The sequence below is a fragment of the Symmachiella macrocystis genome, from assembly GCF_007860075.1.
GTDB classification, from domain to species: Bacteria; Planctomycetota; Planctomycetia; order Planctomycetales; family Planctomycetaceae; genus Symmachiella; species Symmachiella macrocystis.
This window is the reverse complement of the sequence record NZ_SJPP01000001.1, coordinates 2,026,551-2,046,432: the sequence shown is the minus strand read 5'-3', so window position 1 is coordinate 2,046,432 and position 19,882 is coordinate 2,026,551. Positions and strand designations below refer to the sequence as shown.

General features: G+C 55.5%; 24 protein-coding genes and 1 tRNA gene. 21 read left to right on the top strand and 4 right to left on the bottom strand.

What is annotated here, in order from left to right:
- Positions 1 to 72 precede the first annotated feature (72 nt).
- From CA54_RS07955 to CA54_RS07915, 9 genes are all read left to right on the top strand, one after another.
- The gene (locus CA54_RS07955; protein WP_146370270.1) at positions 73 to 1,479 is read left to right on the top strand and encodes a hypothetical protein; all 1,407 of its coding nucleotides are present in this window, start codon (positions 73 to 75) and stop codon (positions 1,477 to 1,479) included.
- Positions 1,480 to 1,560: 81 nt separating this feature from the next.
- Positions 1,561 to 2,289, top strand: a complete 729-nt coding sequence (locus tag CA54_RS07950; RefSeq protein WP_146370269.1) for a hypothetical protein — start codon at positions 1,561 to 1,563, stop codon at positions 2,287 to 2,289.
- Positions 2,289 to 3,203 (top strand): hypothetical protein, encoded by a 915-nt coding sequence (locus CA54_RS07945; RefSeq protein WP_146370268.1) that lies wholly within the window; start codon positions 2,289 to 2,291, stop codon positions 3,201 to 3,203. The genes CA54_RS07950 and CA54_RS07945 overlap by 1 nt, the downstream gene beginning before the upstream one ends.
- Entirely contained in the window at positions 3,200 to 3,709 is a 510-nt protein-coding gene (locus tag CA54_RS07940) for a hypothetical protein (protein WP_146370267.1), read from the top strand. Before CA54_RS07945 ends, CA54_RS07940 begins: the two co-directional genes overlap by 4 nt.
- A gap of 112 nt (positions 3,710 to 3,821) precedes the next feature.
- Positions 3,822 to 4,493 carry a hypothetical protein gene (locus CA54_RS07935; protein WP_146370266.1) on the top strand — a complete coding sequence of 224 codons (672 nt, stop codon included), beginning with the start codon at positions 3,822 to 3,824 and terminating at the stop codon, positions 4,491 to 4,493.
- Between the two features lie 123 nt (positions 4,494 to 4,616).
- Positions 4,617 to 4,877 carry a hypothetical protein gene (locus tag CA54_RS07930; protein ID WP_146370265.1) on the top strand — a complete coding sequence of 87 codons (261 nt, stop codon included), beginning with the start codon at positions 4,617 to 4,619 and terminating at the stop codon, positions 4,875 to 4,877.
- A gap of 58 nt (positions 4,878 to 4,935) precedes the next feature.
- Entirely contained in the window at positions 4,936 to 5,676 is a 741-nt protein-coding gene (locus tag CA54_RS07925) for a hypothetical protein (RefSeq protein ID WP_146370264.1), read from the top strand.
- Complete coding sequence (locus CA54_RS07920) at positions 5,676 to 6,698, top strand: hypothetical protein (protein WP_146370263.1); 1,023 nt, start codon at positions 5,676 to 5,678, stop codon at positions 6,696 to 6,698. Before CA54_RS07925 ends, CA54_RS07920 begins: the two co-directional genes overlap by 1 nt.
- Positions 6,695 to 7,213 carry a thioredoxin family protein gene (locus CA54_RS07915; protein WP_146370262.1) on the top strand — a complete coding sequence of 173 codons (519 nt, stop codon included), beginning with the start codon at positions 6,695 to 6,697 and terminating at the stop codon, positions 7,211 to 7,213. The genes CA54_RS07920 and CA54_RS07915 overlap by 4 nt, the downstream gene beginning before the upstream one ends.
- A gap of 72 nt (positions 7,214 to 7,285) precedes the next feature.
- On the opposite strand, the gene CA54_RS07910 is transcribed toward CA54_RS07915, so the two are convergent.
- Positions 7,286 to 7,945 carry a hypothetical protein gene (locus tag CA54_RS07910; protein ID WP_146370261.1) on the bottom strand — a complete coding sequence of 220 codons (660 nt, stop codon included), beginning with the start codon at positions 7,943 to 7,945 and terminating at the stop codon, positions 7,286 to 7,288.
- A gap of 2 nt (positions 7,946 to 7,947) precedes the next feature.
- Here CA54_RS07910 and CA54_RS07905 point away from each other — a divergent pair, with 2 nt between their 5' ends.
- From CA54_RS07905 to CA54_RS07885, 5 genes are all read left to right on the top strand, one after another.
- Positions 7,948 to 9,633, top strand: a complete 1,686-nt coding sequence (locus CA54_RS07905) for a hypothetical protein (protein ID WP_146370260.1) — start codon at positions 7,948 to 7,950, stop codon at positions 9,631 to 9,633.
- Positions 9,634 to 9,651: 18 nt separating this feature from the next.
- Entirely contained in the window at positions 9,652 to 10,083 is a 432-nt protein-coding gene (locus CA54_RS07900; protein ID WP_146370259.1) for a hypothetical protein, read from the top strand.
- Positions 10,050 to 10,481: a hypothetical protein gene (locus tag CA54_RS07895; protein WP_197532286.1), complete on the top strand. Its 432-nt coding sequence runs from the start codon at positions 10,050 to 10,052 to the stop codon at positions 10,479 to 10,481. Before CA54_RS07900 ends, CA54_RS07895 begins: the two co-directional genes overlap by 34 nt.
- 444 nt (positions 10,482 to 10,925) lie before the next feature.
- Positions 10,926 to 11,168: a hypothetical protein gene (locus CA54_RS07890; protein WP_146370257.1), complete on the top strand. Its 243-nt coding sequence runs from the start codon at positions 10,926 to 10,928 to the stop codon at positions 11,166 to 11,168.
- Between the two features lie 97 nt (positions 11,169 to 11,265).
- Positions 11,266 to 11,487 (top strand): hypothetical protein, encoded by a 222-nt coding sequence (locus tag CA54_RS07885; RefSeq protein ID WP_146370256.1) that lies wholly within the window; start codon positions 11,266 to 11,268, stop codon positions 11,485 to 11,487.
- A 222-nt stretch (positions 11,488 to 11,709) separates the two neighbouring features.
- Here the strand turns inward: CA54_RS07885 and CA54_RS07880 are convergent, their stop codons facing one another.
- Complete coding sequence (locus tag CA54_RS07880) at positions 11,710 to 12,033, bottom strand: hypothetical protein (RefSeq protein WP_146370255.1); 324 nt, start codon at positions 12,031 to 12,033, stop codon at positions 11,710 to 11,712.
- Positions 12,034 to 12,521: 488 nt separating this feature from the next.
- On the opposite strand from CA54_RS07880, the gene CA54_RS07875 reads away from it, so the two are divergent.
- The 7 genes from CA54_RS07875 to CA54_RS07850 all read left to right on the top strand — a co-directional run bounded on the left by CA54_RS07875 (position 12,522) and on the right by CA54_RS07850 (position 18,484).
- Positions 12,522 to 12,743 carry a hypothetical protein gene (locus CA54_RS07875; RefSeq protein ID WP_146370254.1) on the top strand — a complete coding sequence of 74 codons (222 nt, stop codon included), beginning with the start codon at positions 12,522 to 12,524 and terminating at the stop codon, positions 12,741 to 12,743.
- 75 nt (positions 12,744 to 12,818) lie between these two features.
- On the top strand, positions 12,819 to 13,535 hold the full coding sequence (locus tag CA54_RS07870) for a hypothetical protein (RefSeq protein ID WP_146370253.1): 717 nt from the start codon (positions 12,819 to 12,821) through the stop codon (positions 13,533 to 13,535).
- A 474-nt stretch (positions 13,536 to 14,009) separates the two neighbouring features.
- Positions 14,010 to 15,065 (top strand): SDH family Clp fold serine proteinase, encoded by a 1,056-nt coding sequence (locus CA54_RS07865; protein ID WP_197532285.1) that lies wholly within the window; start codon positions 14,010 to 14,012, stop codon positions 15,063 to 15,065.
- A 338-nt stretch (positions 15,066 to 15,403) separates the two neighbouring features.
- On the top strand, positions 15,404 to 15,631 hold the full coding sequence (locus CA54_RS29190) for a LexA family protein (protein ID WP_197532284.1): 228 nt from the start codon (positions 15,404 to 15,406) through the stop codon (positions 15,629 to 15,631).
- Positions 15,632 to 15,660: 29 nt separating this feature from the next.
- On the top strand, positions 15,661 to 15,876 hold the full coding sequence (locus CA54_RS07855) for a hypothetical protein (RefSeq protein ID WP_146370250.1): 216 nt from the start codon (positions 15,661 to 15,663) through the stop codon (positions 15,874 to 15,876).
- 540 nt (positions 15,877 to 16,416) lie between these two features.
- Positions 16,417 to 16,590, top strand: a complete 174-nt coding sequence (locus CA54_RS29185) for a hypothetical protein (protein WP_197532283.1) — start codon at positions 16,417 to 16,419, stop codon at positions 16,588 to 16,590.
- 637 nt (positions 16,591 to 17,227) lie between these two features.
- Complete coding sequence (locus tag CA54_RS07850; RefSeq protein WP_146370249.1) at positions 17,228 to 18,484, top strand: tyrosine-type recombinase/integrase; 1,257 nt, start codon at positions 17,228 to 17,230, stop codon at positions 18,482 to 18,484.
- Positions 18,485 to 18,586: 102 nt separating this feature from the next.
- Here CA54_RS07850 and CA54_RS07845 read toward each other — a convergent pair.
- Positions 18,587 to 18,659 (bottom strand) — tRNA-Lys (locus tag CA54_RS07845).
- A gap of 218 nt (positions 18,660 to 18,877) precedes the next feature.
- Positions 18,878 to 19,771, bottom strand: a complete 894-nt coding sequence (locus CA54_RS07840) for an ADP-ribosylglycohydrolase family protein (RefSeq protein WP_146370248.1) — start codon at positions 19,769 to 19,771, stop codon at positions 18,878 to 18,880.
- Between the last annotated feature and the right edge of the window lie 111 nt (positions 19,772 to 19,882).

The following is a 19,882-nucleotide window of genomic DNA, read 5'->3' as shown; positions in this document are numbered from 1 at the left end:
GTCGAAGATCCGACGGTACGCGCGGGGCTGGCGCTCAATGTTTTCGGCCGGAGTGGTCGGGAGTTGCTACCGATGCTCAACGGCGGGGCGGCTGGTATCGAAAAATTGCAGAAAGAGGCGGAGGCGCTGGGCATTACGATGTCCGAAGATGATGCGACCAGTGCGGCGGAGCTGACGGATGCAATGAATCGACTGCGGCGGCAGTTCGGGGCGATCGTGACGCAAGTAGGTTCTGCGCTGGCTCCGGCCTTGGTTGCTATGCAATCAAAAATTGCGCCGATCGTCACGAAGGTTATTAACTGGGTCAAGGAAAATAAAAACCTAATTGTCGGCGTGTTCAAGCTGGCGGTGGCGGCCGTGGCAATAGGAACGGCGATTGCGGGTATTGGCGGAGCGTTCGCGTTAGCCGGTGCGGCTGTCGGCGGCGTGGTTACTGTCATGTCGGCGATCGGTTCCGTGCTGGGCGTGCTGTTGTCTCCGATTGGCCTTGTGGCGGCCGCGGTGATTGGCCTGGGGGTCTATTGGGTCAAGATGTCCGAAAGCGGCGGGCAGGCGCTAGCGTGGCTGATGGGCAAGTTCGGCGAACTCAAGGCGCGAGCTCTCGGCGCGTTTGAAGGAATCCGGGACGCGATCGCCGGCGGTGATATGAAATTGGCCGCGAAAGTGATGTGGCTGTATTTGAAATCGGAATTCGTCGCGGGCCTGAATGTGATCAAAGAAAAGTGGGCCGAGTTCAAGTCATTTTTTGTGGAGACGTGGGAGGCGGCTGTTTTCGCTATGTCGTCCATGATGCTTGACGCGTGGTCCGTGCTGGAATCGGGATGGGTGCATACGGTCGATTTCCTCTATGACGCGTGGGCCGTGATGGCAAACGGCGTATTGAAGGCGTGGAACAACTCCGCCGGCTATATTGAAAAGTCTTGGATTCGGCTCAAAGGTCTTTTTGACGAGGGTATCAATGTTGATGCTCAGATTGCGGCGATTGACGCGGTAACGGCCGGAGATAACGCGGCGATTGATAACGCGCAGAATGAGGCGGTTTTCAAGCGCGATCAAGACCGACAAGCGAAGTTGGCGCAGATTGAAGCGGACCGGGCCGGGGCACAAGCGGAGCTAAAAAGCGAAGCGGAGCGACAAGCGGCGGAGCGGGCCGCGGGGTTTGCGGCGGAGATGGAAGCGAACGAAAAGGCGCTGGCGGATGCTCGTGCGGAGTTTGAGGCGGCTAAGGGCGAGGCGAAGAAAAAGGCGGATGCTGCTGGCATAACGATTAAAGACATTCCGGGACTAGACGAAGCGGTGTCGGCGGGCAGTGGTCTTAAGGATGGCAAGGTGTCGACGAAAGGAACGTTTAGCGCGTTCGCGGCGGCTGGCCTGGGCGGATCGTCAACAGCGGATCGGACGGCCAAAGCGACCGAAGAAACGGCAAAACATACCAAAGCAATGGCGAAGCGTGCGGCCGCCGGGTTGAAATTCGGATAAGGGCGGGCGTTCAAAATGGCTGAGTTGGTTCCGCGGTGGGAAGGGATCGACATAATCGACGGGGAAAGCGCCTCGGCGGTTGTGCCGTATTACGTGTTCGGTGCTGATAGCGATGTGGACGCATACAACGCGCTCTTTAATTATGCGCCGTTAATCTTCGTCAACTTGATTGTGAAAACGAGGCATCTCGGCGAGCGGATCGACTCGACGACGTGGGAGGGTGAGGTTACGTACGGCGTGCCGGAGGCGTCGGAGGGCGACGGCGTGGACTACACGTTCGATACCGGCGGCGGTACTGCGCATCTCACACAATCCCTGGAAACGCTGGGCAGCTATGCGGCGCCGGGCTATTCGGCTCCGGATTTCGGCGGGGCGATTGGCGTTACTCCGGATGGCGTTAACGGTGTTGACGTTGCCGTGCCTGTGTACCATTTCAGCGAAACGCATCGGTTTCCGCCGTCTGCCGTTACGGAGGATTACAAAAATACGCTGGCCGATCTGACGGGTTGCCAAAATTCCACAACATTTCGCGGACGCGAGCGAGGGGAGGTGCATTTTGAAGGCGCGGCGGGATCACAACGCGGGCAGGAAGATTACGAAATAGCTTTCAAGTTCGCAGTGAGTCCCAACGCGACGAATTTGACGGTGGGTCCAGTGACGGGCATTGATAAAGGCGGCTGGGATTATCTATGGGTTCGCTATATCGACAAAGAGGATGCGTCCTCAAAGTCGCTGATTAAATATCCAGCCGCGGTGTATGTCGAACGGGTCAAAGAGTTCGCCGAGTTTGCCGGCCTGGGGATTGGTTGATGGGCGATAAATTTAAGAAAGCGCAGGCCGGGGCGAATCTGAATATTCCAGCAGCGGCGTACAACGAATTCGTGGACGCGTCGCAGTGGGTCCGGCAGCGTCGGCAGGATTTGAACGTCAACCGACAGCCTGGGTTTGCGCAGGCTGGAATAATCAAAATCAAGAATTCAAGCGGCGCGGCGCGTGAGCGGTTTGACATCTTGGGTATTGATGGGCCGTTGTTCACGGAGACGGAAAACGCGGAATCGTTCTATGGGCCGATGTTGCTTGATGGTTCATCACCAACGGACGCGGATCATACCGGGAATTTTGTCGTACTGCTTGAACCGTTGGACGTGGGCGAAATCGGCCGCGCGGTGATTTCCGGCGTGGTGCCGGTGCGGCTGTTCGTTGCGGAGGGATCTGACGAGAGTGGCAAACAGTATGCGGACGTGAACAACAGCGATGCAACGCGGCTGGAGTTGCTGGAGACGGGCGGCGCGTTCGTGCTGTGGCGTGACACCGTGGACGATGACGGGGAAGGGGAGGTGTCGGCGTATGTCCGAATATCCAACCAGGGCGGCGCGGCCTCGTGCGATCCGAAGAATGCAAAAATTGACGTTTACGTATTGGGTTCGCCTACGGGCGGAACGTTTGACGTTGATTTTACGGTAAACGACGAAACGGAAACGATGACGTTTGACTATGACGCAACGGCGGCCGAAGTTGAAACGGAGTTGGAGACGCACAGCGAAATAAGTTCCGGCGATGTCGATGTGACGGGCGGGGATTTTCCGGATGCCACAATACGCATTGAGTTTGAGGGTGACTTGGCTGGCACTGACATAGCGGTGCCGTTGCCGGATTGGTCATCCCTAACCGGCGGCGCCGGCGTGGGGGTGATCTGCGCGTTAGCGCAGAAGGGGATTGCATGAGCTGCTGTTGTGATTGGATTTGGCAAATGGTCTATAGCGGCGAAAGCCGCGACGAGGGCATTACGAATCCGACCGGCTGCCTAGCGGCTCTCGCTACGGCGGCCGGCCGTACTGACCCATTCCCGACGGTTCTTTATCTTGAGGATAACTATGGCCACGTCATGGAATTCACTTGGGACGGGTCCAAATGGGTTTACCCGGGGGGCGTAACCACCATAGAGGGTCCGGTCAGAGCGTGTACGGCGAATTCTTCAGAGATTTATATCAGTTGTTATTCGGCTACTAATATCAATGGCCTTCAGCCGGTGGACGTTCCGGCGCCCGAATACTTTTTTATCGGCGGTGTCGGCACGACTCTCCGTGTGGCAAACGGATATTCGTACGATCCGATTGACATTACGTTTGACGCAATCGTTCGGAAGATCGTGGCGGCCGCTGTAGCGTGCAATCCTAGTAATGTTGCCCCTAATGGGTTTACGCCTGTTGAGTTGCGGCTTTACGAATAGGCCGGAAACGCAAAAACAATTCTCAAAGCGGATAGTCATTTGCAAAACGCGCGTTGATAAGCTGGCTGGCAACGCTGGCCGTGGTATCTAAGCCCCAGAAAGGGGCGCGGATATGAAACGTGCGGATATGGTTGCGATAGAGCGGCAATTAGCGGTGGGGTACTGCGGGCCAAAATGGCGGCCTGTGATTGAAAGCCTGTTGGCGGAGGTCGTGCGGTTGCGGCCGGAGCTGCGGGGCCGTGTCTCGATGGATGAGGCGGAGTCGACGCTATGGGCTGCGTACTGGGACGATCCAACGGAGGAAAAGCGGAATCGATTGGTTGAGTTGTACGTTCCGCGCGTTCCGGTCCTCGTGCGAAGTCTCATAGGTCGCGGGTTGCTGTTTGAATCCTCCGCGGTGGGTGCCGGCGATTATGAGGGGACGGCATACGAAAAGCTCATTGAGTGCGTGGAGCTGTGGGCCGGTGGCGGAGAATTTTGGCGGTATGCTGCGCAGCGTTTGCGCTGGCGGCTGGTCAATCTGTCCGTTAAGTCGAAGCCGGCCGGCGGTTACTTGGCCGATGCCTGGGACGTGGCGACCAGCGAAGCGGCAAGCGGCCTTGATGAGCTGGATACGTGGCGCGAATTCTGCCGCGGTTTCAATAAGCGGAAAACGCTGTTTTTCGCGTTGATGTCGATGGGCGGAAAGGTCCGTGAGTCTGGGCGGGAGCTGGGCGTTTCAACGTATCAGGCCGAAAGGTGGTATCGCGCGGAGCGTGACGCGCGGTCTGTCATCAAAAACTAGTGCGTTTCCGGATTGTTTCCGGGAATCTTCGCGCGTTGTTTGGCGGGTGCGTGGGGGGCGTGTGGTATAGCTGCGGCCTGGCTGTGTCTGTTGTTGGTTCCTTTGATGTGGTGGGGGTTTGAGATGTCGCAAAACGAATTGATCGCAATTTTCAAGCGGGCCGGTTATGCCGGCATCGTGGCGGTGCTGGCTTACTTGGTGAATGCGTTCGGCCTGCCGGTTGATCCGGAGTCTTTGAACGTTGTCGGGTCTGTCTCTGACGACGTGGTTACGTCTGTTGCCGATAAGGCAACGGCGAAAACGGCAATCTCTTTGCCGGTGCTGTTGTTCGTGCTGGATATAGGCGTGCAGTTTTTCAAAAACTGGCTAGCAAAGCGGAAGTAAAACGCGGCGGCGGTTGTGTTGGCGGTGGTGTTTGTGTGGTCAATGAACGGGGGCGGATATGAGGGCGGGAATCTGGGGCGCTGTGTTGTCCTTGTCGGTCGTTTTGTTCGGCTGGGTGATGATGCGGGCTGAGTCTGTGAGTGCTGTGATTGTGGGGCCGACGGAGGGCAGTGCCGGGGATATCTTGATATTGGATGCGTCCGGCTCAGTGGGTGATTGTTTCGCGTGGCAAGTTTCTCCGGAGCTGCCGGGGGAAATGCCGACGATTGAAATTGTAGACGGCGGCCGGCGGTGCGTGGTCTGTTCTGTGACCGGGCGCTATACGGTGTTCTTGGCGGTCAGTAACGCGGCCGGTGTTTCCCTGGCTCGGTGGACTGTCGACGTGTTGGACGATACGGGGCCGCCGGTTCCACCCGGGCCGTCCCCTCCGGTGCCTGTTCCGCCGTCTCCTCCAGGTCCGGCGCCGGATCGGTTCGGGATTGCGCGGGTGGCCTACGATGCTGCTCAGTTGGTGCAATCGCCAAACCGGGCGGCGGAGTCTGCGGCGATTGCTTCCGGGTTGGAAGGCGTGGCGGCCGCGATTGCGGCGGGGACGTTGCGCGGTGATCAAGAAATCCTTGATGCTGTTCTGTCCTCAAACAACCAGGCGCTAGGTGCATCGGTTCCGTTGTGGGTCGGCTGGGGGCAGACCATCGGCGAGCGTCTGCGGACAATTTATATGTCGGGCATGCTCAAGGGGCCTGGTGATTGGGCTGCGCTGGCCTTGGAAGTTGCCGGCGGAATGAAGGCGGTGAAATAGTGGACGATTGCAAAAAACGGCGGCGGTTTACCTGGCCTTGGCGGGTGGCGATTGTTGCCGCGGTTGTGATGTCCGGTTTTGGCCTGGCCTTTTCGTTGCAAGGGCCGGGCGTGACTCCGGAGGCGGAGCGTTACGGTTGGGCCGGTCCGGAGGCGGTGGCGGAGGCGGCCGGCATCGTCAAAGGTATGCCGGAGTTTATGATTGCCGGGGCCGATGGCGATAACGAAACGTCTGACGTGCGGCTGTGGAAGTTTTCAAAAGCGGTCAACGGTGGCGAGCATTTTCCCAACGTGCCGCAACAGGTCGGTGATTGCGTGAGCTGGGGCGCTGCAAACGCTGTGAACTATTTGCAGGCTGTCCAATTGGCGCGCGGTCCGCCGGCGGAGTTCCACCCGGCATACCCTCCATATATCTACGGCGTTTCGCGCGTCCTGGTCGGGAATGGTCGGCTAGGGAATAGTGATGGTTCCGTTGGTGCGTGGGCCGCGGAGGGCTTGCGGAAATACGGGGTTTTGCGTTCTGATTTTGAAGGCGTACCGGGCTATTCTGGCAGCGTGGCGCGCAAGTGGGGGCGTAGGCCGGGGCCGCCGGACGAATTTGTCCGGGAGGGGCAGCGGTTCCCGGTGGAGACGGTGGCGGCCGTGCATTCGGCCGATGACGTGCGCGACTCGGTTTGCAACGGCTATCCGGTGACGATTGCCTCAAACTGGGGCGGACGGCATGACCGGGGCTTGAGCAATAAACACGGGCGCATCGTGTTTAAGCGGTCCGGGTCGTGGAATCATCAAATGTGCATTGTTGGGTATGACGGCAGCGGATCGGAGCCGTTGTTTTATGTCCTCAATAGCTGGGGGCCTTCGATTCATCCGGCGCCGATTGATGGGGAGCCGCCGGGCGGGTTTTGGATCCGCGCGGGTGATGTCGACTATATCACGAGGCAGGGAGACTCCTTTGCGTTTTCTGGATTCCGCGGGTTTCCGGCAAGGGAGTTAGACTTTCATATTGTGGGGGCTGATCGATGAGGCGGGGTTTTCTCGGTGTGGTTTTGGCGTTGTGTCTGTGTGTGTTTTATGTCTGCGGTTCTGCGCTGGCAGGTGAGCTGTGTTTTCAGATGGTCGGCCGGCCTCCGGTCGTTTCTTCGCATGCGTTGCGGTTCGATGTCGTGGGGCCGAAAACGGGCGTTCCTGATAGAGCGGAGCAATCAAGGGCTGTTACTCAGTCGCGGCGGTTGCTGGCCTTTACGGCGTCCTGGTGCGGTCCGTGCAAGGCGTGGGTGTCGACGCAAGGCGAGCGCATGAAAAGGGCAGAATGGCGTATTGCCTATAACGATCCGGGCGCGCATGTGGAATTGATCGACGTAGATAAGCGGCCGGATATTGTGAGGCGTTACGGTGTCCAGGCGTTGCCTTGTTTTATCGCGGTCGATTCTTCCGGTAATGAACTGGGCCGCCTCAACGGCGCTGCATCTGCGGAGCAACTGGCGGAACTGCAAAGGGCTAAGCCGGCGGCCGGCGTAATGGCGGACGTTCGCAGGTAGAGGCAAGGGGCTGTTGTGGCTGAAATTGCGATCAAGGTTGACGATTTCGACGGATACCTAGACGGGGATACCTTACAAGGTTTTTCCCGCCTGGGTATCCGTCGCGTTCATGCAGAAAACATTTGCGGCGTCGGCAAGATGCGGCGGACGCGTGAGGGCCTTTTGCCGACTAACTGTCTTCTTAGGAAATATATGCAGCGGGTCCGGCAGTATCGTTTTGAGCGGGTTTCCGCGGGTGTGGTTCTGCGGAAGGATCTGCGAAGCCGCGGCCGTGACAATGCCGAAGAAATGCCTATGGATGTACGGCAGTATTTGCGGCGGCGCCTCCGCAAAGCTGACAATCTGATTTTCGGTCTCACTGGGCGCGAGTTCTGGTACGGCGGAAGTTGGGATTTTAGCCATAGTGCTTTTGATGGCGTGTGGGGTGATATCGAAACCGATAGCAATGAGCGCGAGGCGGATCATACGGAGTGGCCGTTTACTCCGGCCGATAAGCGGGAGCATTTGGTTGTAACGGTCGACGATATGTCGGAGCCGGAGCGGGTGGAGCTGCAGGCGCCTCAGTTGGGCGCAAAGGGCCAAGTGATATCCAAGCGATGCAATTTCGTCCGTATAGCTGACGATCTCGGCTTGACTGGTCAAGAGGTTGACGACGTGCGGAATAAAACGCGCGAGGTCGACATAAGACGGCAACGGCAATTCACGCGCGCAACGTTCCTGAGGGTTCGTCAATAATGGCTGACGTTATCAAGAGCATCGGAACGGACGGGCGCGACTACTCAACCGTTACGCTGTGGAATGCGGCCGGCGGAGCGGCAACGGCGGCCGATCATGCAATCGGCGAGTTATACAATGACTCGGCTTTCGATGAGGTTGCGGTCATTGATAGCGGCGTTCCGGCCACAATAACGATACGGGCGGCCGATGGTCACGAGCATGACGGGACGGCCGGAACTGGCGTGCGTTTTATGCGGTCTGCGGATGATTCCGCGCGGATCATGCTGGACCGGGAAAATTGCCATTGCATCGGCATTGAGTTTGACGGCAACGGTTACAAGACGACGACCAATTACTCACCGATGCAAATAGGGCGGCATACAAATACACTCTACGCTCAATCCTTCCAGCGCTGCATCGCGCATCATCACGATTCGAGCCTAAACGGCGCGGTGTTTAGTGGTCCGTCAGACCGGCAATCAACGTTCATTCGTTGCATGGCATGGCGTTTTACATACGCGGTCAGTACCGGTGCAGCGTGCGCCATGTTCTCAAGCGGTGATGATAAAGTTGGCGTCTTTGCCTGCACAGCGTACCACATGACCCGCTCAGGCGGGCACGGTGACGCGATTCTATACAATATCCATCCAACGTTAGGGAGCTGTCAAAATAGTATCGGGCTGGGCTGTTATACGGGCGGTTCGCATTCCGGGTCTGTGTATGAGTTCACGCCAACCGCAACGGATGATCCGGACCGTGATTATAACATGGATTCGGACGGGACGGCGCCGGGGACCAATAGCGTTACGGGCGTTACGATTGCGGATCAATTCGTTTCGATCGTGGACGGCAGCGAAGATTTACATTTAGTTTCTGACGCGGATGCGGTGGGGGCTGGTGCGGATCTCTTAACAACTCCGCCGGGCGTGCAGTACGATATCGACGGCTATGATGTCGATGATGCCGGTGATACTTGGGACATTGGCGCGGATCAATACGTTTCGGCCGGCGGGGCGGATGTTGTAGTTGAGCCGGACGCGGTGGGCGCTGCGTTCGGCGCGGGCGCTCCCTCATTGGGGATCGTTTCGAAGCCGGCCGGCGTGGGCGCTGTGATCGGCGCGGGCGTTCCTTCCGCGGGCGTCGCGATTAAGCCGGCGGCGGCCGGCGCGGTGATCGGTGCCGGTGTTCCTTCCGCGGGCGTCGCGGTCAAGCCGGCGGCGGTTGGTGCTGCGTTCGGTGTCGGTGCTGCATCGGCGGTGATTGTGGCAAAGCCGGCCTCAACTGGGGCGGAGTGGGCCGCGGGTGATCCTGACTTGTCCGGAGCTGGTTTCGTATCGGCCGTTGGCGCGGAGTTCGGCGCTGGTGATCCGTCGTTGTCGATTAAGGCAAAGCTGTCGGCGGCCGGTGTTGCGTTCGGCGTGGGTGATCCGACGGCGACGATTGAAGCAAAGCCAGCGGCGGTGGGTGCAGTCTGGGGCGTGGGTGCCGTTGGTCAGGGTGGTGGCGTAACTGCTCCAGCTGCAGGCGCGGAGTGGGGCGTTGGTGATCCGGTGTTGTCCGGTCCGTCAGCGGTGCGGCTGACGATACCGCGGCGCGTGCGTGGCGGCCGGCGTGGTGCTGTTGAGATGCGCGGGGCTGGGGTGGTGCCGCGAAAAGTATACGGGACGCGGGCGGCCGCTGTGGCGCTCCGCGGTGTTCATTAATATAGATGGGGGCGGCTGATGGCGAGCGTGGTATATCTGGAGTTCAAGCGGGCAATGGCGGAGGCGGAGATTGATTTTCCGAACGATACATTTCACCTAGTTGCGGTGATGACCGACACGACGGTTGACACTGAAAATAACGGCATGGATTTTGTCGGAGATTTTACCGATCTCGATGAGTTCGACGGGGCGAATTACGAACGGAAAACGTTGTCCGGCGTGGCGGTCGCAAAGGATGCGGCCAACGGTCGGCTAGAAATCGATTGGGCCGATGTGACATACACGGCGCTCGGTGTCGGCACGCGGGGTATTGCCGGGTTCCTGTTGATGAAATTTGTCACGAATGATGCGGCCTCGATTCCGGTTGCGTTTATCGAAAAGCCGGGGACACCGGACGGAAACGATTTCCTAGTCCAGTGGCATGCAACGGACAAGGTGCTTTACTTCTAATCCGCGGCGGGCGGTTGTTCGAATCGGGGGGCGGAACTGTGGCGGGTGAGTACGCTAACGTTGAGGAAATCTTGCACCATGTTCACGTGGGGGATACTCGCGCGCCGTTGTTGGTGCGCTTGTATCCCGAAAAGGGCGGCACGCCAATTGACCTATCGGGCCTAACTGTGGAATTCTATATGGTGAATTCCGCCGGCGTGGCTGTCGTGGAACAATCCGATACGGGCGTGACGGTGACGGATGCTGAGAACGGGTTGGTTTCCAAGGAGTTTATCGCGGCGGATGTGGATACGGCCGGGCGATTCTTTGGATACTTTGTCGCGATAGACGGGGAGGGTAAAGAGGAGACATTTCCGGTCGATGGACGGCGGTTGGTCGTGAAAGTTTACGCAGATTGACGTGGGGCGGTAGAAATACAACGCAGCCAGCGGTTCGCAACGGCAGTTTTTTGGGAAAGTTTTAGAATTCGTCCCGCAGAAATGTCGTTTCCGCGCGCAAAACCTGATTTACCAGTGGGCGGGGTGTGCCTGCTAATGGCTTCGCTCGCGAGCGGCTCGGATTGGGGCAGATCCGGGCCGCTTTTGTTGCTTTACGGACGCCGGCAATGCTACGCTGGAGCAATGAAAACCCGCACCATCATCATCGCAACGGTGGCCGCGTTCGTGGGTTATTTGGCTGCGGATGGTTTTCTGGGCAACAATTATGTCTACGAACCCGGCCGGTGAGAGAACCATTTCAAATTAGGGCACGACCTGATTTTGATTCTAATTGAATGGTTCGCCATTTTATGGGAAACTTGGCGCTACTAGTTTGCAGCTCGCCCCAATACCGTGGAGATTTCGATGCAAAAAGGAAAGTTCATATCTGGACTTGGATTCGTCAATGCTGCTGTCTTTGTGATGTTGTTTATTTTTCTGCCCCGGAACAATGAAATCGTTTATCTCTCCTGGGACTGGGCCTCCTTCTACATCAACACAGTCAATTGGAATCTCTTGTTTGGTATTCTCATCGCAAGTCTTTTGGTTTCTGTCGGCGCTTATTTTCTCGTGGATAGCCTTCAGGCCAAACCTCAGGAAGACACCTAAGCTTCACATTGTGGTCCTTCTTTTTTGCTCCCTCTCGCACAAATCACCAAGCGAGATCTGGCATAAACTAGTGGTGTCCTGGCTTGAAATTAGCGCAATGAAGACCCGAACCATCATCATCGTCGCGGTGGCCGTGTTTGTGCTGTACCTCGCAGGGTACGGGCCTGCGTATCGAGCTTGGGCATTCGGCAACACACCAGAACCAATCCACAGGATAATTAAAATCACTTACACGCCGCTGTGGTGGCTGTGCGATCGCTCGGAAACGGTTCGCGAGTGCGTGGATGGGTATGCGGCTTGGTGGTGTGAGGTGCGGTGAGAGGATTCCCCATTCTGCCCCAGAGGTGACCCATGACGACCGACAAGCCGAAATGGTGGTAGAGTTGGATTCTGTGCGCGCTCGTCGCGTTGCTGCTGATGGTCGGGCCGTATGTGGGCGAGGACCGCAAGTGATCGCTGCCCAATCTCCGGGGGCTAGGTTACGCTCTTCACCAGGAGGAGCAACCGCGTCCTTGAAGATTCAGACGACTTTCTAGGATTGTCAATCTCTTGTTTTCAGGCAAGCGAAACATGGTGGAAAGTCTGCAACGGTCGTTCGACCGTCTCTGGACAATGGCACTTTGCTATAGTTCTTTTCTAGCAGCTCGTTTTTCTGGCGGCGTTGTTCTTGCGTAGCCTTGATTTTGGCCAATAGTCGCTCTGAGAATTCGTAACCTGCTTGCTGGTCGTCGTTGCGCAAATGCACGAGCTGGTCAATTGATCTCCAATTGCGCCCGGTGTAAATGCCAACAGCGAAGATCGCGGCCGCCGCGAGGATTAAGGTGGTACGGGCAGTTATGGTGAGATAGTTTTGACGTACATTCATCTGGGATCACTCCTGAAAAATGAGCACTGGGAGTGTTGTTCTAGAATTGGAATTTGTTGCCGGTATTATGTTCAACAGCTTTGGGTTCCAATTAGCATGATCCCGCCTGCTTGCGGTTTTGTCTAAATAGAGCACAATATTTTTTCTGCCAAGTCTTGTCAGGCCAGTTCTTTTCCTTGGTTTTCTTTCCGCCTTGAGGTAGCACGCGTACAAATCACCCACCAACATCCGAACTCGGATCGTTTAAGCAATCGACGCTAACGTAACCACGCCGTGCCTCTGATGTTTCGTCTGTCGATCTCCAGGATTTGATCTCTGCGAAAACTACTTCAGGAAGCGTCCTTTCTCCAACGTGCAGAACTTTTTAGGCCACGTGCGCCATCGATTCGTCACCTACTTGCTTCATAAAAGCATTTCAAACTGGGACACTGCCGAGAGTGCCAGGGTCATATTTTGACCACGAACTGCAGCCGCGATATGATGTCGGGATGAAAACACGGACCACCATCATCCTCGCTGTTGCCGTGCTCGTGCTGTACCTCACAGCCTACGGGCCTGCGTATCAAGCCTGGGCATTCAGCAGCACACCGGAATCAATCCGCACGACGATCGAAGTTACTTACGCGCCGCTGTGGTGGGCTTGTGACCGGTCGAAAACGGTTCGAGAGTCTGTAGACGGTTACGCTGCCTGGTGGTGCGAGGTGCGGTGATGGCTATGCTTAGCACACAAGGGTAGGATGATAATTGAGCCTGACGATTTGCATCAAACTTAAAGAATATAAGAAATGCCCATCCCGTATCACCGAAGTTTGAAGAAACGTATTTTTACATCATCTTTAACTTATGACATTCCAATTACTGTCGGTGCAACCGTCGCCGCTATTGCAGGAGCGTCCAAGCTTTGGAAGGATGAACGCATTTCTGCATATTGGTTGATAGCAGCTGCAGTCGTTGTCTTTGTTTCAACGATATCTAAACATATCGCGAAACACGTAACGGAAGAGGAGAAACACTCGATTCACCCCCTTGAAGGCTGCCTTGAAACCCTGCGAGCAGTATTGTTAGGAGACGATGTTGACGAGAATATTGAATTGAGATTGTGTATCCACCGGATTGAAAAAAAGGAGTTGGTTCAACTTACCGAATACTGTGGCACCAATTGCTCGAATAAGGTTGGTAGGAGGATCTCAGTCCGTGCTGGAATCACGGGGAAAGCGATACGCACCGGACAATTCCAAGTGTCGAACAGGAAAGAAGTCGATCAGAGGGCTCACCTGGACGACATGGTCAAGAATTTTGGTTTTTCTCGATCAGAGGCAGAACGGATGAAACCGGACCGAGAATCCTGGGCAGCCATGCCAATAGGAGACCCTGTTGAGGCGGTGTTATTTCTCGATACACGTAGTAGGGGGTTTTTCGGGAATAGCAACTCAAATCGAAGAAAAGCCATCATGAGTGCGAGCATGGGCATTGCCGAGTTCACAAGACGCCGCTATCGTTAATGAAGGCGGGATTTGACATCCAAGGTGATTAAAAAAACCAAACGGGAGAATTCAAATGTCAAACGAACAAGAAAAACAGACCAGCCAAAACAATCAACCATCGATACATTCAATTGTTGCCACAGTCACAGAGACGGCGACTACGGTCACTGAATCCTGTGAAATCCCTTCTCAGATAAAGGCCGCGATCCAGCGAAGCCTCGAAGGCAAAAAAGGCAAGTAGTAGGTCGAATTGTTGACAAAATTCTAGCCGTTGGCGTAATGCGCCGACGGTTTTTTATGCGCATGAAAAACCTACCGGGGTAGGCGGGTAAGGCTTCACCATTACGGCAACGTGTTGAATTTCAGTGCAGGAGCGGTTAGGTTGGGGGGGTTGCCCGCGAAATCCCGAAGTAGGTGGTTTCGGCAAAGAATGGCGGTCGGGGAATGTGCGATGGGCAGCCAGGGCTAAGTTGGAGCGGGAAGGAAATCGAGATGGGTAAACAGCAGTTGTCGGGTATCGATGAAATTGCTGTGCTTTGGCAGCAGATCACCGAGAAACTCGACACGGACATTGTGTTGTACTCGGGACCAGTCTTACCTTCCGAATCCATACAGCTTAATGAGGTTGTCCGAGGAAACGAATGTCGCACAAATGTCATACTGGTGTTAAGCACCTTTGGCGGAGTGGCGGACTGCGCTTTCAGGATAGCTCGATGCCTACAGGAATGCTACAAGGCCGGACACGTGACGGTCTTTGTGCCGAGTTTTTGTAAGTCGGCAGGCACGCTCGTGGCTATTGGAGCGGACGAGATCATTATGTCTGACGATGCAGAATTTGGGCCTCTTGACGCCCAGATCTTGCATCGAGACGTTGTGGAACGGACTTCCGGCCTAACGCATTCGCAATCACTGGAAACTCTTTGCAATGAGGCATCCCGCTCATTTGAAAAAATCTTCTTGCACTTGCGTCAACAAACAGGAATTGCCAGTGACACGGCCGCAACCGTGTCTGGTGGGCTTGTTGCGGGGCTGTACCAGCCTATCTTTGGCAAACTGGACCCCATGGTCCTCGGTGAACACGAGAGGGCAATGAGGGTCGCCAAGGAGTACGGGGAACGCCTCTCGAAAGGCAAGAGCCTGATTCGGTCGCGAGGAGTAAAACGACTTATCTCCGAATATCCCTCTCACAACTTCGTGATCGATCGCACTGAAGCAAAAGACATATTCCGGAATTTGCGATCCCCAAATACAATAGAATCTCGATTTGTCAAGCTTTTATCTCCTGTGCTAATCGAGGGTCTATTCGACGATGAATCGGATTCTGTAATAGAGTTGCTTGATTTATCCGATGTTTTGAGTAGTATTCCAATCGAAACACAAACCCAATATTGGAGTGAGCATCACAATGGAGACCCGCAAAACAGTGGCGGCGAACCAGGAACAACAGAACGAGATGAGCACGGAAGTCGAACACAAGAAGGCGAAGCAGAGAGAGCAACTCAAGCGCCTGAAACGACTTCTGGGTCCGAGGGGTCTACGCAGGAATAAGTTCCGGTCGCTACGAAGTTACTTTTAATAGATCCCAAATCTCAAATATATTTATTACCGCCTGCAATTCACTTTGCGGGCGGTTTTTTCGTTGGTGCGATGTGAGTTTAACCAGGTATCCACCGGAAAAACCCTGATAAACTTTTCCGATTTTGCGCTTGAAACATATGTGTACTTGTGTTCAGATATGCACAGTCTCGTCAACCACTGATCCGGCAGGCCCGGCCGCTTTGCGATCCGCTGTAGGTGATCGCGATTTGCTCTCAAAGCGAAGTCGATTCTTTTCCTCAATGTCCCGTTTCCGCGCAACCGCTGCGCCTACCTACAGGAGACCAACCATGTCCAAACGCATCATCAGATTCATTCGCCGATTCCACAACATCCACGGAGTTCCGCCAACGGTTGGCGAGATTTCACAGGCGTGTGTCATGCAGCCGAAAAGCGTCTGGGATGAACTGTGGCGACTCCAGAACCGTGGTCGCGTACGATTTGACCCGAATGTGCCGCGGTCCGTGCGCGTGCTTCCTGTGCGGCCTGTGCTGGAGTACCTTGGTACCGTTCGTTAGATCGTCACCGCAAAAACGGAAAACAACTCATGGATTGGATCGCCGGCTTCCTGACACTGATTAGCATGGAAATGATCGCGCGCCACAAGTGGCAGGGCTGGGCCGTTGGTCTCGTGAACCAAGTGACTTGGCTCGTGCTGATCTTTAACCGCGAATTGTGGGGATTGCTGCCGCTGAACGTTGTGCTGACGTGGCGGTTTAGCGTGGCGTTGATGAAGTGGCGGGAAGCTGCGAAGGAAGGCTGAAGTTGAATTTATCCGGCAATCGCCGGGGCTACCTCTGGGCCAAGTCAGAGGCCGTGTTCGACGCACGTAAGTCGCCGGCGACTTGCAGCAAGCCAATTTGCTGTCTCGGCTGAGTAGCTCCATCCTTGAGACACTTTCCGTTTTGGCCATTCTCTTCCATTTGCCCGCGCGCAACCGCTGAGCACATTCGAGGAGAATTTTCCACAATTCTCATAAATATCTCGAATTCCGTGTCGTTTTTGCGCCCCAATCCTGATTCCCATTATGGGAGTAGTCTGCGCCCATTTTCTGCCAGCTGCTCAAGCTCAAGAAATTTGATCTGGGCGAGCATGAACACAAGTGTGTTATGCCTGCTTTGCTCGCCAGGCGCGCGGGCGGTAACCTATATGGGTTGCCGCCCGCCTCGTATTCTCCCCCTGCGCTTCTTGTCTTTCTCCAAGACTTATGTCTCTCTGTGCGCAACCCATCCGTTAAAGGTGAAGGGCAGTGCAACAGCACAACGGCCCGCGCGTGAGATTCCCCGCGGAAGGAACACAGGGTATGAAGCTGCTAGACATCGAACTCATCAAGACACCGCGGTATCAAGAGTGGCTCGAAAAGGTGAAGACCGAAGACCCGGGGGTTTGGCGCGAGCACGTCGAAGCGAACGAGCGGAGCATTGCGGAGGCGGAGGTACTCACGAAGCAACGAGCGCGGAACGAGCACCTCGATTGAGCCGAACGCAGTTGACAGTTGATATCAACGCTGGGTATCGTGAGCCATTCAAAAAAAGCGGGACGCCGTGGTGCGCTAACACCGACGACGTCCCTAACCAGTCCCCTTGCGTTAACAAGGTTGTGGCTATGAGCGTTCATCGGCGTTACAGCTTGCGCCGTTCGTTGTATCTTTCCTCCGCTTCGCAACCGCGACAATCCGCGTCACCGGACCGCGAGTGCGATGTCCCCCGCTGCCAAAATCCCCGGCCCCCGCCTTAGGCTCTCTGCGCTTTGGGTTCATTCGTGTAGCGCACGAAAAAAGCCGTTGCTGAAAGTTTGGCGACCAAAGCAACGGCTTGATTCAGAAACCCGGCATGAGCGAGGTTGTTTGTATGCGCCCAACCTAAACGATGAGGTTGCGCCATGTCAAGCAAAAACTCCGTGCCGGGAAGTTTGTGTTACCACGGCAACGGGGTTTAGTTTGAGACCTGGACACCCGCTGCCCTTCACCAGCACGGAGGGCGTTATGGATTTTATGCAATGGGAGTCGAATTGCGACAGGCTGTTTCGACCAGACAACAAAAAATTGCCCGATTCGGGAACTTATTGCGAGGATTACTGGGCCGACAAATTTGAGGTGTCCGTGACCTGCCTCAATGAATGGCTCGACGAATGCGACGTGCCGTACATGCGGGCGCCTGGGCGGAAGAAGTGGGTTGACGCGCAGACGCTTTACAAACACCTTGGCATGGTCACTATTGCAGACAAGAAAAATGAAAAGCGAACGGCCAAAAAGGCAACAAAGAAAAAAGCAACGCGGAAACGGTGAGGGTTCGGTTTTCAAGGATGGTACGAAGTGGAGGGCGATGATCACCGTCTATGACGCTAACGGCGAACTGCGGCGGCGGTCCAAGGTGGCAAAATCGAAAGCCGATGCAAACGTGTTTCTTCGCGAGTTGCAACACGATTTGGCAGCGGGAGTTGGTTTGCCGGCGGATTCGATGAACGTGGCCCAATACATGAGATTGTGGCTGTCCGACGTTATCCAGGGTGAGAGGGCGGAGAACACTTACGAAAGCTATCGTTTGTCGATCAAGAATCACATTATCCCCCGCATCGGCCGATTGAAGCTGTCCGCCCTGACCTCTCGAAATGTGCTCTCGATGCTGGCAGCGATGAAACGCGACGAGGTGGGCGGCAAAACACGGCAGTACGCCCACACTGTTTTGAAAACGGCACTTGGTCGGGCTGTTGCGATGGGGGAGATCGGCAAGAATCCTGTGGATGGCGTGCCACGTCCACAGTACCAGCCGGAAGAGATCCACCCGTTCACGCAACAACAGATGCGAGCGATTATCAAAGAATCCGAAGGGTGTAGGCTGGGGTCTGCAGTACTTCTGGCATTTGCGACCGGGATGCGACAAGGGGAGATTTTCGGTTTGCCTTGGAGTTCCATCGACTTCAAAATGAGCCGATTGGACGTGAAGCAGCAGTTAATCGAACCCCGTGGAATGCGTAAGCTAACCGAACGCCTAAAAACGCCAACCAGCCGCCGCACTATCGAGTTACCAGCCTCAATCATTGCTAGAATGAATCAGCATCGAGCGGCCTCTCTCAAGGAGGGATTGCAAGAATTGGTATTTGTGGACACTGCGGGGGGGCTGATCCGCAAAAGCAATTTTCGGCGCTACGTATGGGTGAGGCTGCTAAAGGACTGTGGCATTGAATACCGCGGCTTTCACCACATCCGCCACACCTACGCCACGTTGCAACTGACGGCGGGGGTTCCCGCTCATATCGTTGCTGACGTAATGGGCCACAAGGACGCGAGCACGCTGCTGAAAGTCTATGCCCACGTCCTGGAAGGCGTGCAGTCGATGGCTTCAGATTCGATTGCCAAACTGCTGGGATAATTGTTTACCGCAACGCTATAGCTACTTTTGGTCGCCTGCCAACGAAAACCGCCGCTCTCGAATAGCGGCGGAAGCCCTATGAATTAAGTGGTTTTTGTGAAGTGCCCCCACAAGGACTTGAACCTTGAACCTACTGATTAAGAGTCAGTTGCTCTGCCAATTGAGCTATAGGGGCTTGTGTTGTAACGTTTTGATTTGATTGGGCTTATGGTGCGGTTTGTTCCGGGGGGATGTTGCCGGACATCGCCCAAGCTGCCGTCATCGAAATCTGGCTGAAGCAAGTTCGGAGTTTAACCGAAATCGTCACCAAATTGCCAGTGACAAATTGCTCGTGAGCAGACCACCAACAACTCGGGGCTTCTCTCCCTTCGAGGTTAAGATCAGGCGTACGGTTCAAATTAGACTGTTGTTCCAGCCGAGAGGTTCACGGTTTCTTTTCCAATCGTCCGGTATACCGCTGGGACCAACCCTCAATGCGATAATTCCGCCGATGATGGCACATGTTGTATCCATATCGCCGCCGACTCGGGCTGCCGTCCACATTGCCTCGCAGTAGTCATCTAATGATGCCGCTGCCATCCAAATACAAAACGGCACCGTGTCCTGAGTACTGATTTCATGCCCGCAGCCAACTTGCGAGGCAATCGTGAAGGCCCACGTATCGAGAGGATAGGATGCTGTCCATTCCAGGCGGCGACGAACTTCGCTTTGATCAATCTTGGAGATGACCCAAGGAATCAAGGCTTCCGCTGGCTCGGATTGGCAGCGCCACGCCCAGCCTGCCGCCAAGGCGATGGCAATCGCACCGACCTGAGCCTCCGGGTTCGCATGAGTCACTTCCGCCGAGAGTGCAGCTTGCTCAATGGTCATTTCAATATTATCTGCGAACCAGGCCCCAAGCGGCGACACTCGCATCGCCGCACCGTTTCCATAAGAGCCGCTTCCCCCAAACATCTGTTGGCTCAGCGTCTTCCAGCTTTCGCCTTGCGCAACATTCTCCAGCAAATGTCGAGCACCGGCTCCGTATCCACGATTTGGTTCCGATTGAAATCGTTCAGCGAATCGCTGCGCAAGAAAATCTTGATCAACGCATTTGCACTCACGGAGTGTTTCCATCAGGGCAAGTGCCATTTCCGTGTCGTCCGTGTAGTTCCACGGTGGTGCTGGTGGGTTGTGGCGATTCGCCTCGGCGGCAACATGTGGCGAGAAGAATTGCTGGCCAAATGCGTCCCCAATCGAAAGTCCGTCCAGTGACAAGCACGCTCTGTCCCATCGATCGTTTGACATTTTCAAAACCTCAAGTCAGGAGTCGGTATGCATCACCTATGGTATACAACAAAACCGCACTGAGTACCTGTCCCGTGAGTGCTAGGATCAATTTAGTTCCTAAAAGGAGTG

Bases quoted from the DNA above. Each gene is read 5' to 3' on its own strand.
- CA54_RS29190 (WP_197532284.1), top strand. From the start codon at position 15,404: ATGTCCAAACGCATCATCAGATTCATTCGCCGATTCCACAACATCCAC.
- CA54_RS07890 (WP_146370257.1), top strand. From the start codon at position 10,926: ATGCAAAAAGGAAAGTTCATATCTGGACTTGGATTCGTCAATGCTGCT.
- CA54_RS07935 (WP_146370266.1), top strand. From the start codon at position 3,822: ATGAAACGTGCGGATATGGTTGCGATAGAGCGGCAATTAGCGGTGGGG.
- CA54_RS07915 (WP_146370262.1), top strand. From the start codon at position 6,695: ATGAGGCGGGGTTTTCTCGGTGTGGTTTTGGCGTTGTGTCTGTGTGTG.
- CA54_RS29185 (WP_197532283.1), top strand. From the start codon at position 16,417: ATGAAGCTGCTAGACATCGAACTCATCAAGACACCGCGGTATCAAGAG.
- CA54_RS07880 (WP_146370255.1), bottom strand. From the start codon at position 12,033: ATGAATGTACGTCAAAACTATCTCACCATAACTGCCCGTACCACCTTA.
- CA54_RS07840 (WP_146370248.1), bottom strand. From the start codon at position 19,771: ATGTCAAACGATCGATGGGACAGAGCGTGCTTGTCACTGGACGGACTT.
- CA54_RS07870 (WP_146370253.1), top strand. From the start codon at position 12,819: ATGCCCATCCCGTATCACCGAAGTTTGAAGAAACGTATTTTTACATCA.
- CA54_RS07850 (WP_146370249.1), top strand. From the start codon at position 17,228: ATGAATGGCTCGACGAATGCGACGTGCCGTACATGCGGGCGCCTGGGC.
- CA54_RS07930 (WP_146370265.1), top strand. From the start codon at position 4,617: ATGTCGCAAAACGAATTGATCGCAATTTTCAAGCGGGCCGGTTATGCC.
- CA54_RS07925 (WP_146370264.1), top strand. From the start codon at position 4,936: ATGAGGGCGGGAATCTGGGGCGCTGTGTTGTCCTTGTCGGTCGTTTTG.
- CA54_RS07875 (WP_146370254.1), top strand. From the start codon at position 12,522: ATGAAAACACGGACCACCATCATCCTCGCTGTTGCCGTGCTCGTGCTG.
- CA54_RS07855 (WP_146370250.1), top strand. From the start codon at position 15,661: ATGGATTGGATCGCCGGCTTCCTGACACTGATTAGCATGGAAATGATC.
- CA54_RS07945 (WP_146370268.1), top strand. From the start codon at position 2,289: ATGGGCGATAAATTTAAGAAAGCGCAGGCCGGGGCGAATCTGAATATT.
- CA54_RS07940 (WP_146370267.1), top strand. From the start codon at position 3,200: ATGAGCTGCTGTTGTGATTGGATTTGGCAAATGGTCTATAGCGGCGAA.
- CA54_RS07865 (WP_197532285.1), top strand. From the start codon at position 14,010: ATGGGTAAACAGCAGTTGTCGGGTATCGATGAAATTGCTGTGCTTTGG.
- CA54_RS07955 (WP_146370270.1), top strand. From the start codon at position 73: ATGCTCAACGGCGGGGCGGCTGGTATCGAAAAATTGCAGAAAGAGGCG.
- CA54_RS07905 (WP_146370260.1), top strand. From the start codon at position 7,948: ATGGCTGACGTTATCAAGAGCATCGGAACGGACGGGCGCGACTACTCA.
- CA54_RS07900 (WP_146370259.1), top strand. From the start codon at position 9,652: ATGGCGAGCGTGGTATATCTGGAGTTCAAGCGGGCAATGGCGGAGGCG.
- CA54_RS07885 (WP_146370256.1), top strand. From the start codon at position 11,266: ATGAAGACCCGAACCATCATCATCGTCGCGGTGGCCGTGTTTGTGCTG.